The organism is Natronospirillum sp., from assembly GCF_022565775.1.
GTDB lineage: Bacteria > Pseudomonadota > Gammaproteobacteria > Pseudomonadales > Natronospirillaceae > Natronospirillum.
Window position 1 is genome coordinate 1 of the sequence record NZ_JAIUMC010000089.1, and the last position, 13233, is coordinate 13233.

Below are 13233 nucleotides of genomic sequence, written 5' to 3' on the forward strand. Positions count from 1 at the left end.
TTTGGTGGAGCTAAGCGGGATCGAACCGCTGACCTCCTGCATGCCATGCAGGCGCTCTCCCAGCTGAGCTATAGCCCCAGAACTCTGGAATGGCGCGTATAGTAGAGATCCCCCGCGCCGGTGTCAACCATTTTTTTTGAGCAATTTCAAAGGGTTGCACCAGCCCGCCGGGTCTATAAAGCGCCTGCCTTCAGCCCGCTCAGACTTTCCAGCTGCGCACGGTTTCGATGCCGTGCTCAGAGATCCATTCGTCCAGGGTCTTGGGGTTACGCTTGATCTTCTCGATGGTCTCGCCGGTTTTGGGGTTCTTGTAGGAACCCACTTCCAGCTTGGGGCCGCTGCTCGCCTTCTTGGCCGGAGACTTGCGGGTAGACCCCTCGCGAGCAATCACCCGGGCAAAGTAGGCCTTGAGCTCGTTGTAGACTTCCGGACGCTCTGAAAGCTTGTTCAGCGATTTGACCCACTCGACAAGATAGTCGCCCTGAGAGACAAACAGCTCTTCTCTGGATACACCAAAATCGCGGCATACCTTCTGAATATCATTTTCAAAGGCGGAAAATCCTTCCAGCTTTTTCGCCTGCGCAGCGCGCTCCGCTTCCAGCTTTTCTATTTCCGATTTGAATTCTTCGATCTTCCGATCTATTTCCTGCACAAACATCGAATACACACTCCTATCTAAACGGTTTCACGTCATGGCACGACATTAAACAACGTGCCAGATTGATTCTTGTGATCTTTAAAAGCGCAGCAGCATATACAAAGGCTGATTCAGTTTCCCCTGAACACAGCAAATAGGCAATTGCCACTGCAGAAATCCATATCTCTGAGAACTGATATAGATAGCAGAGCACTCTTTAAAAAGCAAAGGATTTCTCAATACAAATGCGAGTTGAGCGCTATTGTATATCCCGGAAAGCTCGCTAAATAACGGATAGATGCCCGGAGCCTGAAAAAGCGACTATTACAGGTTCCGGGATTGCTCTGGGCCGATTATCCGCTTTCAGGAAACCGACTGGCCGCGCGCGGCTTCATATGCGGAAACAGTATGACGTCCTTGATCGTTGGCGCATCGGTAAAGAACATCACCAGCCGGTCAATACCAATACCTTCACCGGCTGTTGGTGGCAGGCCATATTCCAGTGCGGCAACAAAGTCCTCATCGTAAAACATGGCCTCGTCATCACCAGCTTCTTTCTCAGCCACTTGGGCTCGGAAACGCTCTGCCTGATCAATCGGATCATTGAGCTCCGAAAAGCCGTTCGCCACTTCTCTGCCACCCAGAAAGAACTCGAATCGGTCAGTGACTGCGGGGTCATCATCACTGCGCCGGGCGAGCGGGGACACTTCCGCCGGATAACGGGTAATGAACACTGGGCCCCGCAATTGCTCTTCCACGGTATGCTCGAAGAGCTCCGTCAGCACCTTGCCGGGACCCCATGAGCCCTGCAACTTGACGCCGGCACGCTCTGCTGCCGCCCGCAGACGGCTGCTGTCCTGCAAATCCTCTGCACCGAGATCGGTGTTGTATTTCAGCACGGCGTCATGCATGGACAGGCGCTCGAAAGGCTGCCCCAGATCATAGGACTCCCCCTGATAGGTGATCTGGGCATCACCAAGCACCGCCTGCGCCATGGAGCGCAGCAGATCTTCGGTCAGGTCCATCAGGTCACGATAATCCGCAAAAGCCTGATAGAACTCGAGCATGGTAAATTCCGGATTATGGCGCGTCGATACACCCTCGTTGCGGAAATTGCGATTGATTTCAAACACTCGCTCCAGACCACCGACCACCAAGCGCTTCAGATAAAGCTCCGGCGCCACGCGCAGATACATATCAATATCCATCGCATTATGGTGTGTGATAAATGGCCGTGCAGTCGCGCCACCCGGAATCACTTGCAGCATCGGAGTTTCCACTTCCATAAACTGGCGCTGGGCAAAATAGGAGCGGATATATTCGATCATGCGCGCCCGAATCTGAAACGCATTGCGGGTATCGTCGTTGACGATAAGATCGACATAGCGCTGCCGATATTTAGCTTCTTGATCGGCCAGCCCTTTGTGCTTTTCCGGTAGCGGACGCAATGTCTTGTTCAGCATGCGTGGCTCAGACATATCAACGTAGAGATCGCCTTTGCCTGATTTCTGCAGCGTACCGCGGGCACCTACCCAATCGCCCATATCCCACTTTTTCAGTTGCTGCAGTGTATCCTGATCCAGCGACTTGCGATTGACATAAAGCTGGATGCGTCCGGTCATATCCTGCAGCACCATAAAGGCACCGCGGTTGAGCATGATTCGGCCTGCCACACAGACCGGCACATTCAGCTCCGCCAGCTCTTCCTTGCTGCGCTCCCCATAGGCAGCCTGCAGGTCAGCGGCATAGTGTTCGCGGCGAAAGTCGCTGGGATAGGCATTGCCCTTTTCTTTAAGCGCCTGCAGCTTTTCCAGGCGCTGAGCGACCAGTCTGTTTTCTTCCTGCAGGGCGTTTTGCGCGTCTTCAGTCATCAAAAAATTCCCGGGTTACAGACCTTTTTTCAGTGAGGCTTCGATAAAGGGGTCAAGCTGGCCGTTCAGCACCGCCTGCGTATTGCGTGTTTCGACACCGGTGCGCAGATCCTTGATGCGCGAATCATCGAGCACATAGGAGCGGATCTGACTGCCCCAGCCAATATCTGACTTGGATTCTTCCACTTCAGCGGCTGCCTCGTTGCGCTTCTGGAGCTCCAGCTCATACAGCTTGGCGCGCAGCTGCTTCATGGCATAGTCCTTGTTGGCATGTTGCGAGCGGCCCTGCTGGCACTGAGTGACCACACCGGTAGGCAGGTGCGTGATACGCACGGCCGACTCGGTCCGGTTGACGTGCTGGCCACCAGCGCCTGAGGCTCGGTACACATCAATTCTCAGGTCTGCCGGATTGATGTCTATCTCGATATTGTCGTCCACTTCCGGCGACACGAACACGGAGGCAAACGAAGTATGGCGTCGGCCGCCCGAGTCAAAGGGGGATTTGCGCACCAGACGATGTACACCGGTTTCGGTGCGCAGCCAGCCAAAGGCATATTCGCCCTGAACATGAATGGTCGCACTCTTGATGCCAGCCACTTCGCCCGGTGAGGCCTCCATCAGTTCCGCTTTGAAGCCCTTGTCCTCGCACCAGCGCAGATACATGCGCAGCAGCATTTCGGCCCAGTCCTGAGCCTCTGTGCCGCCACTGCCGGCCTGGATATCGACATAGGCCGGCCGATCATCCATCTCGCCACTGAACATGCGGCGAAACTCCAGGCCTTCCAGAACCTTCAGCAGGCCGGCCAGGTCATGCTCGACTTCAGCCAGGGTATCAGCATCGTCCTCTTCCACCGCCAAATCCAGCAGGTCGCCGAGATCACCCGCGCCCTGCTCGAGTTGCTGAATGGTCTTGACACTGGTTTCCAGGGCGGCTCGTTCCTGCCCCAGCTTCTGGGCATAATCAGGGTCATTCCAGACATCCGGCTGACCCAGCTCCAGTTCTACTTCTTCCAGACGCTCTTTCTTCTGGTCGAAGTCAAAGATACCCCCTAAGCACGTCAGTGCGCGCACGGATATCCTTGATGGTTTCTTTTACGGCGTTGATTTCCACAAACTCACTCCTGAGAGCAGACTCCAGAATCGGGCGACGCATTTTAGCAGATGTGCAGCCAGGTTGCAGGCGACAAGCCCCTACAACGACATATTTTCCGGCAGTTCTGCCGAGGCCGGTACTTCGGCCTTGATCATCAACTGCGGTGATCGCTGGCCGCGGTATTCATTGACACTGAGTTCATGGACCAGCAATACCTGCTCGGGAATCGGATCACCCGCCGCCAGCGGACAGAAAAACCAGATGCCATCGACGCTCTCTGTGGCGCCCTCGGGCTGCAGCAGCAGTTTGAGATGCCGCTCGCCCAGCCAGCGCTGATGCAGCACCCGGAACCGATTGACAAACAGGGGGGGCGGGCAGCCTTGCCCCCAGGGGCCCAACTGCGTGAGTTCTTCCGCCTGTGCCAGGCTGAACTCCCCGGCGCCCAAGGGGCCATCGATCACCAGCTCGGAGACCCAGGCTTCTTCCGGAACCAATGTTGCCGCAGCCTCCTGCAGGCTGCTGCGCAGGGTTTCCAGATGCTCCGGAGGCAGGGTCAGTCCGGCAGCCATGGCATGACCACCAAAACGCGCCAGGGTGCCCGGATTCCGGGCATCCACCCAGGCCAACAGGTCGCGCATATGGACTCCGGGAATGGACCGGGCCGACCCCTTGTACAGGCCATCCTCACCCGGGCACAGGGCCACCACCGGCTGCTGCAGACGCTCCTTGAGCCGCCCGGCCACCAGCCCGACGATGCCTTCGTGCCAGTCTTCATGCCAGAGGACACGCACCAGAGGCCGGTCAGCGAGCTGTTCATGCTCGTCCCGCGCTGCCTGTTCGGCTTGCACTACCTGCACGCCAGCCTGCTCGACCATGCGTTCCTGCACCTGCTTGCGCGCCTGATTGAAATCTTCCAGCATACCGGCCAGCGAGCGGGCGTCAGCCATATCGTCTGCCAGCAGGCAGGCCACACCCACGGTCATGTCATCCATGCGCCCGGCGGCGTTGAGTCGCGGCCCGAGAACAAACCCCAGGTCCTGGCTGGTCAGGCGGCTCGGGTCACGCCGCGAGGCTTCCAGCAAGGCGATAATGCCGGGCTGAGCGGCGCCGGAGCGAATGCGCCGCAATCCCTGTTCGACCAGAATGCGGTTGTTGCCATCCAGCGGCACCACATCGGCAATGGTAGCCAGAGCCACAAGGTCCAGATAGCGCGCCATGCTGGGTGCAGGGCGCTGTTGTTCGGCCAGCCAGTCTGCGGCGATCTGCCGCAACCGAAGCAGCAGATAAAAAGCGACTGTGCAGCCGCAGGCTACCTTGCTGGGAAAGGCACAGCCGGGCTGATTGGGATTGACCACAGCCTCGGCACCACAGGGCTCAGTGCCCGGCAGGTGGTGATCGGTGACAATGACCTGAATACCGACCGCCTGTGCCGCTCGAATGCCGGCGGCACTGGCAATGCCGTTGTCCACGGTCAGCAACAGGTCCGGCAGAGGCTCTTCCCTGCCCTGCAGGGTTTCGATCACGGACGGTGACAAGCCGTAACCATGGGTAAAGCGACTGGGGATGAAATAGTCGACAGTGGCGCCAAAATCGTCACGCAGTGACCGGACCATCAGGGCCGTGGCGGTGGCCCCGTCGACATCGTAATCACCCACAATGAGAATGCGGTTCTGCTGCTGAAGAGCCTGCAGCAGCAGGCCAGCCGCATTATCAATGCCGAGCAGGTCGTCCGGTGGCAGCAGTTCGTGCAGGCGCAGGTCGTCGGCCGGGCCGCTCAGGCCCCGACTGGCCAGCAGGCGCCGGGCAAGCGCACTGAGCCCCGGCAGATCGGGCAGCTCAGCCGGGCAATCACGCAGCCGCAGACGCTCAATCAACATGGCGCTCAGCCAGGTCCGAAGATCTGGTCCGCCATGAAGGACTGCACCTTTATCCGGTCGTCAGGCAGCACGGTGCAGCGCTCTTCCCGGGTCATCAGGTCCTGCAGGTGGTGCGGCAACTGCGGATAGGTCATGCCGGCCTTCTCTACCGCTTCGGCGAACTTCACCGGGTGCGCGGTGCCCAGGGTTATCATGGGCTGGTCAGGATGGCGGCGTACCTGGCGGGCCGCATGTACGCCAATAGCGGTATGCGGATCGAGCAGATAGCCAGACTCCTCGAATACGGTGCGAATGGTGTTACAGGTAGTCTCGTCGTCGACACTGCAGCTGTCGAATACCTTTCGAGCCTCGGCCATGCGCGCCTCATCCAGCGTTACCGCACCCTGATTCATATTGTCCATCAGTTGCGCGATTGATTCGCCATCACGGTCATACAGATCGAACAGCAACCGCTCGAAGTTGGACGACACCACGATATCCATGCTCGGCGAAAGGGTGTGCGACAAGGGGCGTGCTTCGTACTGATTTTGGCTCAGAATACGGTGCAGCACGTCATTGCGGTTGGTGGCCACAATCAACTGGCTGATCGGCAGTCCCATCTTCAGGGCCAGATAACCGGCGAAGATATCGCCGAAATTGCCGGTGGGTACCGAGAAGGCCATGCGCCGCTCCGGGCCGCCGAGGTTCAGGGCACAGTAAAAATAGTAGACGATCTGGGCCATGATGCGCGCCCAGTTGATCGAGTTGACGGCCACCAGCCGACGCTCGCCACGCAGGAAAGACTGGTCACGGAAACTCTCCTTGACCATGCGCTGGCAGTCGTCGAAGTTGCCTTCGACTGCGATATTGTGGATGTTGTCGCTCAGCACCGTGGTCATTTGCCGGCGCTGCACTTCCGACACCCGCTGATGCGGATGCAGAATGAAGATGTCGATGTTGGCACAGCGCCGACAGCCTTCAATCGCCGCCGAACCGGTATCGCCCGAAGTGGCCCCCATGATCACCGCTTTTTCACCGCGCTTCTCCAGCGCGTGATCGAGTAAACGACCGAGCAGTTGCAGGGCAAAATCCTTGAACGCCAGGGTCGGGCCATGAAACAGTTCGAGCACATACTCGTTGTGATCGAGCTGGCGAACCGGTGCCACCGCCTTGTGACCAAAGGCGGCGTAGGTGTCGTGCAACATGGTGCGGAACTCGTCGTCCTCAATGAAACCGGCCACAAAGGGTTTCAGCACCCGATACGCTAGCTCATCATAGGGCAGGTCGCGCCAGCTTCTGATCTCGGTCAGTGAGAAGGAGGGCAGCTTCTCCGGTACATAAAGGCCGCCATCGGGCGCCAGACCGGTCAGCAGGACATCTTCAAAATCCAATGCTGGGGCCTGGCCCCGGGTGCTGATGTATTTCATTCGCCGCCCAATTGCTCCACACGAATCCGGGTGACCTTGCCAATAACGGCCGTCTGCCCTTCCAGTTCATCGATTGCTGCATTCATTTCCCGCTCCAGCACGCGCTGGGTCAGCAGAATCAGCGGTACCGTGTCGTCGCCCGGCTCCGGCTCCTTCTGGATAATGGCTTCGATATTGATGCCGGAATCACTGAGGATATTGGCAATACGAGCCATGACGCCGATTTCGTCAGTCACCTGCATGCGCAGGTAATAGCTGGTTTCCACTGAGGCCATGGGGACCACAGTCAGGCCTTCTGCCCACTGGTGATTGCCCAGATGCGGGACGGCATGGCGGCTGTCGACTTCACGCGACACATCCACAATGTCGGCAATCACCGAACTGGCCGTGGCCTCGGACCCGGCACCAGGGCCGTAGTACATGGTTGAACCCACTGCATCGCCATGCACAAGCACGGCATTGAGCACGCCATTCACATTGGCCAGCAACCGGCTTTCCGGCACCAGTGTCGGATGCACCCGCATCTCCACGCCTTCAGTCCCACGACGTGCAATGCCCAGATGCTTGATGCGATAACCCAGTTCTTCGGCATAACGAACGTCTTCGGGCGTCACCAGGCTGATGCCTTCGGTGTAGACGCTTTCGAACTGCAGCGGCACACCATAGGCGATGGAGGCCAAAATGGTCAGCTTGTGCGCCGCATCAATGCCTTCCACATCAAAGGTAGGGTCTGCTTCCGCATAACCCAGATCCTGTGCTTCTTGCAGTACTTCGTTGAATTCGCGGCCCTTCTCCTGCATCTCGGTCAGGATGAAGTTTCCGGTGCCGTTGATGATGCCGGCCAGCCAGTCGACCTCATTGGCCACCAAACCTTCGCGCAGCGCCTTGATGATTGGAATGCCGCCGGCAACGGACGATTCGAACGCCACCGTCACGCCCTTGTCTTCGGCAGCCTTGAATATCTCGTTGCCACACTGCGCGATCAGAGCCTTGTTGGCAGTGACGACATGCTTGCCCTTGGCAATCGCCGCCATCACCAGCTCCAGTGCCGTATCGGTTCCCCCGATCAGCTCTACCAGAATCTGCACATCCGGGTCGTTGACCACATCAAAGATGTCGCGCGAGACCTTGACGCCAGACAGGTCACAATTCGGGTGGTCGCGGCGCGTCCCGACATGGGTAATGCGGACCTCGCGGCCAGTGCGCCGATTGATGGTCGCATTGTTGCGATTGAGGACGTTGAAGGTGCCGCTGCCCACGGTACCCAGGCCACAGATTCCGACATTAACGGGTTTCAATGCTGACTCCCTAACTCACAGTTCAGTCAAGTGCGTGATGGCGCTGCGCGTAATGAATTTTTTACGCAGCACCGTGAAAAAATTCGCAGAAAAGAGGCGGAAACATAAGGTTTTACCCGCACCCTGTCAATGCCGGGCCGCTGAACGCAGCAGGCAAAAAAAAGGCGACCCGAGGTCGCCTTCCGTATGCGTATCCGAGAAGGATCAGATCAATTGATCTTTTCCTTGATACGGGCGCTCTTGCCAGACCGCTCACGCAGGTAGTACAGCTTTGCCTGGCGCACGTCACCACGACGCTTGACCGCAATGCTGTCGACCAGCGGGCTGTAGGTCTGGAAGGTACGCTCGACACCTACCCCGTGGGATACCTTGCGTACAGTAAAGGCAGAATTCAGGCCACGGCTGCGAATGCCAATGACCACACCTTCAAAAGCCTGCAGGCGCTCACGAGTGCCTTCAACGACTTTAACCTGTACAACGACAGTATCACCCGGTGCAAATACCGGAATTTCTTTACCCATCTGCTCAGCTTCAATCTGCTGAATGATTGTGTTCTGGTTGCTCATCGCAATCACTCCTGTCTCTCGGGCGAGTTCTCTGCCCATTGGCGTTGGTACTCGCCCAACAAGGTTTCTTCTTCCGCGGTTAGCGGTCGATTCATTAACAACTCCGGGCGTCGTTCCCAGGTTCTGCCCAGTGCCTGCTGCAACCGCCAGCGCCTTATGCGCTCATGATTGCCGCTCAACAGAACCTCCGGCACGACGCGTCCATCGATCTCTTCAGGGCGCGTATAATGCGGACAATCCAGCAATCCCTGCGTGAACGAGTCTTCAACCGCCGACAACTCGTGGTTGAGCACTCCGGGAACCAGGCGGCTTACGGCATCGATCATGCACATGGCTGCCAGCTCCCCGCCGCTGAGAACAAAGTCCCCAACAGACCATTCTTCATCAACCTCGGCCTCGATCACTCGCTCGTCGACGCCTTCATAGCGCCCGCAGACCAGAATCAGCCTGCCCTTTCGAACCAGTGTCTCGACGCCGGCCTGATCCAGAGGCCGCCCCTGCGGTGACAGGTAAATGGTGGTCGCACCTTCACCCGCTGCCGCTTTGGCGTCCCGAATGGCATCACGCAATGGCTGCACCTTCATCACCATGCCGGGACCGCCCCCAAAGGGCCGGTCATCGACCGTGCGATGGCGATCTGCGGTGTATTCCCGCGGATCCCAGTTGTGCAGCTCAATCAGTCCGTTGCTCACTGCCCGACCAGTGACACCCTGGTCGGTAATGGCCCGGAACATGTCCGGAAACAAACTGACGGTTCCTATCCACATGGTGAACCCGACTAGAAGTCCGGGTCCCAGTCGACCGTGATGCGCTTCGCATCCAGATCAACCGACTTAACCACCTCTTCCCAAAGCCAGGGAATCAGCCGTTCAGCCTTGTCATCGTCGGCTCGTGTGCTGGTAACCACCAGCACGTCATTGGCCGAACCGGCACTGATCAGGTGACTGACCTTGCCCAGCTCTAAACCTTCCACGGTGTCGACCTGCAGGCCTTCGAGTTGCCACCAGTAGTATTCCCCTTCCGGCAACTCCGGCAAACTGGATCGCGCTACCGCGATCTCGTAGCCTGCCAACTGTTCTGCTTCGAGACGATCATCCACCCCTTCGAGGTGAGCGATCATACCCTTGCCATGCGACTTGCCCCGTTCCACTCTGACCTGACGCTGTTCTCCGTTGCGCCTCAGAACCCAGTCCTGGTAAGCCAGGATGCCGTCCATGGGGTCGGTGTAGGAGTAGACCTTGACCCAGCCGCGCACCCCATATACAGAGGTGATCTTGCCCAGGGTAATCAGTTCGGAAGCAGACTCAGACATAGTGGTCTTCTGATCAATGCTCAATGCGCCCTGCATTCAGCAGATCACGCGGTTGCTTCCGGCTTCGCCGCTTGCTTGCGATGCTGCTTCAGCAACTGCTTCACACGGTCAGTCGGCTTGGCGCCCTTGCTCAACCAGTACTCAACGCGATCAGTACTCAAGCGCAAAGATTCTTCCTGGCCCCGAGCAATCGGATTGAAGAAGCCAACGTGTTCGATAAAACGACCATCGCGGGGATTACGGCTGTCCGCCACAGTGATCTTGTAAAACGGGCGCTTTTTGGCCCCCGTACGGGATAAACGAATGACTACCATCGCGTCCTCCTGGTTGTGGGCAGGCTTTGATATCACCTACCGTTTCAGTTGCCGGTACCCGCGGAAACCGCTTCGCCAGACTTCCAAAACTTCATTGAAAAACACTGCACCCGAATTCGGACACAGCATGGGAGGCGCGATTATACGGGGTCTGAGAGCAAAAGCAAGGCGGGGGCTGCGCTTCAGGCAGTCGAAAAAGCCAGGTCGCGCAAGGCGGCCACGGCCATCGGGCGCGCCAGCAAGAAGCCTTGCATTTCATCACAGCCGTTCTGCAACAGAAACTGTTTTTGCTCTTCGGTTTCCACACCCTCTGCCACCAACCGGATATGGAGGGACTGAGCCATGGCAATGATGGTACGCGCGATCATGGCGTCATTGGTATCCTCCGGGATATCGCGAATGAAAGACTGGTCGATTTTCAGTTCATTCAGCGGCAACTGCTTGAGCATGTTGAGCGATGAATACCCGGTGCCAAAATCGTCAATGGAGAAGCGAATGCCCATCAGGCGCAGCCTCTCCATGGCTGCCAGCGTGGCGTCCAGATTGCGCATGATGGCTGTTTCGGTAATTTCAAACTGCAGATATTTGCAGACGTCTTCATTCTGCGTGAGCATGTAGACGAAGTCTTCCAGGTTCTCCGGTGATTCGAACTCCTGGGCAGAGATATTGATGGACACCCTCTTGATGGCCGTGCCCAGCAAGCCCGATGACCGCAGCTCACTGACGGCACGTTGCAACACGATGCGCGTGATGTCATGTGTCAGACCCTGCTGCTCCACCAGAGGAATAAAGCGAGAGGGCGGCACCATGCCGCGTTCCGGATGCTCCCAGCGCACCAGCACTTCAACTCCGGTCAGGTCGCCGCCATCAACCGCGAACTGCGGCTGATAGACCACAGTGAAAGCCTCGTCCCGAATGGCCTGCTTCACCTCCTGCAACAGTTTCAGCCGGTCTTCAAAAGATTCGCTGAAGGCTCGGTTGAACTGCCGATACTGCCCCGGTCCGGCCGCTTTTGCCTGCTCGGTGGCCACCGCGCCAGCGGCCATCACTTCCCGTGCGGTGACCCCATCATCAGGAAAAATCGACACACCGATGCCACAACTGAACTGGCCGGACTCCTCCGGCAGCCTGACCAGGCGGCAACAATTCATTATTCTGAGGGCGGTATTGTCCAGCTCCTGGCTGTCAAAGTCGCCGCGCAGAGAGACCACGAATTCATCGGCACCGATGCGCCCGAGCAAGGCTTCCTCTCCATATTGACGGCGCAGCATGAAAGCAAACTGCTCAAGAACCGAGTCGCCTGCGGCGTGCCCGTAGGTCGCGTTGATCTGCTTGAAACCATCGAGGTTGATAAAGAACAGCACCACCTTCTGCTGCTGACAGCGCGCCAGTTCAAGCTGGTGTTCTATCTCGTCGCGCAGCATGCCCCGGTTCAACAACCCCGTCAGACCGTCACGTCGCATCAGTTCGCGCTGTTGATGGAGAGCCCGCCGCGCCAGCAGGAAGAACATCAGGCCAGTCACTGATACAAAGAACCAGCCCTTCAAGGTCTGCATGCGGGCCATGGTTTGCGCGTCCTGTACCAGATAGGCCAGAACCTGGTCAGAAAAGGCAATCCAGAGGAAGCCGAAGATCAGATAAACGATGGTGAGACGCGTTGCGCGGTCACTGGCATAACTCATCTGGTCACTATCCTTGCGATTCTGACTTATAAAATAGGCGGTACCTGCCTACAGCGCAATATTTTACGTCAAAAAGCCGTATAACCGCCGGCCACACCCTTGCTATTGATGGCCACTGCGTCATGGGCGTGCAGGCTTTCGTAGTGGTCTACGCGCAACCAGAAATCACGCGCCCAGGGCTGCTGATTGAGAATGGCCGTCACCCGGCGAGCGGCGTCTTCACAGAACATCAGGTTGGCCGCATTGAGGCGCGCAAATTCCTGTTCGTCCTCACGCTTGACCGCAGTCTGAACCGGCGTGTTCAGAGATGCTTCGATGGCATCTATCATCGACAAGAACGGGAAAGCGGACAGGTTCGGGTCCACCTTGATTTTCACACAGGCATTGGAGCGCTGACTGTGCGGCGTGGCGCTGATGCCTGACTCGCTGCCCAGAAACGCCATCACGTCTTCTACCCGGACATGGCCATCAGCACCAAACTGGTCGCGGAACCCGTCCTGAATCAACTGGCGCGACAGCGCAGCGGAACAGGGGCAGGTTGACGAGTAGGCCACATTCACTTCGAGTTCCATTTCCGGGCCACCATCATGCCATACACACCGCACCGCAGCCCGATAGGCCTTGTGCCCCTGATTACCGCTCTTGAGGGACGGCCGCAGGGTCACCAGATCAAAATCGGCGGTCAGATGAGCCCGCTCGCTCAGCCCTTCATGGGATTCGATGAACCGGCCGAGTACTGCCGAAAAATCCTGCGGCGTTACTGCAGTCTGCGCGGCCAGGGTTTCCTGCGCAAGATACAGTCTGGACATGTGGATGCCTTTGGCTTCCGGGTCATCCAGGCTGACGAAGCTGCCCATTTTGGCTTGCACAACCAGCGACGCCACTGATTGAGCGTCCTTGAGTTTCAGGGGCAGACTGATACCGTTCATACCCACCCAATCCAGAGCCCCGGACTGTACAGGTTGCCCAGCCTCTGCGACATCCGGCATGAGCCGGTTCAGATCTGCTTCGCGTACACTCATCAAACTAATATCCTACTGTTTTGGTCAGGTATACAGGGGTTAGTTTAGCCAAATCGAATACTCTTTTCATCTGCTTTTTGGTTAGTGTCCCGAGTGGTTGATTCGTCAACTTCTGCGTGCGGTCTGCGGTTACTGGCCAAGGCGACATCCCGCTG

At 57.7% G+C, this 13233-nt stretch carries 12 protein-coding genes and 1 tRNA gene; all 13 read right to left on the minus strand.

Annotated features, from left to right (window positions below; all coding sequences use genetic code 11):
* Positions 1-2: 2 nt before the first annotated feature.
* The 13 genes from LAT62_RS13515 to folE2 all read right to left on the minus strand — a co-directional run bounded on the left by LAT62_RS13515 (position 3) and on the right by folE2 (position 13078).
* Positions 3-78: transfer RNA gene (locus LAT62_RS13515), tRNA-Ala, on the minus strand.
* A 121-nt stretch (positions 79-199) separates the two neighbouring features.
* Positions 200-658, minus strand: coding sequence for a DNA binding protein (locus LAT62_RS13520; RefSeq protein ID WP_293384908.1), 459 nt, complete (start codon positions 656-658; stop codon positions 200-202).
* 332 nt (positions 659-990) lie between these two features.
* The gene (lysS, locus tag LAT62_RS13525; RefSeq protein ID WP_293384911.1) at positions 991-2508 is read right to left on the minus strand and encodes a lysine--tRNA ligase; all 1518 of its coding nucleotides are present in this window, start codon (positions 2506-2508) and stop codon (positions 991-993) included.
* A gap of 15 nt (positions 2509-2523) precedes the next feature.
* Positions 2524-3661 (minus strand): peptide chain release factor 2 gene (prfB, locus tag LAT62_RS13530; protein ID WP_367120565.1). Its coding sequence is split into 2 segments (ribosomal slippage): positions 2524-3546 and positions 3548-3661, totalling 1137 coding nucleotides; the frame shifts between segments, so codons are not numbered across the junction.
* A 38-nt stretch (positions 3662-3699) separates the two neighbouring features.
* Entirely contained in the window at positions 3700-5478 is a 1779-nt protein-coding gene (recJ, locus tag LAT62_RS13535) for a single-stranded-DNA-specific exonuclease RecJ (RefSeq protein ID WP_293384917.1), read from the minus strand.
* Positions 5479-5483: 5 nt separating this feature from the next.
* Complete coding sequence (thrC, locus tag LAT62_RS13540) at positions 5484-6884, minus strand: threonine synthase (RefSeq protein ID WP_293384920.1); 1401 nt, start codon at positions 6882-6884, stop codon at positions 5484-5486.
* Positions 6881-8182, minus strand: coding sequence for a homoserine dehydrogenase (locus LAT62_RS13545; RefSeq protein WP_293384923.1), 1302 nt, complete (start codon positions 8180-8182; stop codon positions 6881-6883). The genes thrC and LAT62_RS13545 overlap by 4 nt, the downstream gene beginning before the upstream one ends.
* A 209-nt stretch (positions 8183-8391) precedes the next feature.
* Positions 8392-8748, minus strand: a complete 357-nt coding sequence (gene rplS, locus LAT62_RS13550) for a 50S ribosomal protein L19 (protein WP_293384926.1) — start codon at positions 8746-8748, stop codon at positions 8392-8394.
* Positions 8749-8753: 5 nt separating this feature from the next.
* Positions 8754-9515, minus strand: a complete 762-nt coding sequence (gene trmD, locus LAT62_RS13555; RefSeq protein WP_293384929.1) for a tRNA (guanosine(37)-N1)-methyltransferase TrmD — start codon at positions 9513-9515, stop codon at positions 8754-8756.
* An 11-nt stretch (positions 9516-9526) separates the two neighbouring features.
* On the minus strand, positions 9527-10060 hold the full coding sequence (gene rimM / locus LAT62_RS13560; protein ID WP_293384932.1) for a ribosome maturation factor RimM: 534 nt from the start codon (positions 10058-10060) through the stop codon (positions 9527-9529).
* 44 nt (positions 10061-10104) lie between these two features.
* The gene (gene rpsP / locus LAT62_RS13565; protein WP_293384935.1) at positions 10105-10374 is read right to left on the minus strand and encodes a 30S ribosomal protein S16; all 270 of its coding nucleotides are present in this window, start codon (positions 10372-10374) and stop codon (positions 10105-10107) included.
* Between the two features lie 182 nt (positions 10375-10556).
* On the minus strand, positions 10557-12056 hold the full coding sequence (locus LAT62_RS13570) for a bifunctional diguanylate cyclase/phosphodiesterase (protein ID WP_293384938.1): 1500 nt from the start codon (positions 12054-12056) through the stop codon (positions 10557-10559).
* Between the two features lie 68 nt (positions 12057-12124).
* Positions 12125-13078, minus strand: a complete 954-nt coding sequence (gene folE2 / locus LAT62_RS13575; protein WP_293384941.1) for a GTP cyclohydrolase FolE2 — start codon at positions 13076-13078, stop codon at positions 12125-12127.
* Between the last annotated feature and the right edge of the window lie 155 nt (positions 13079-13233).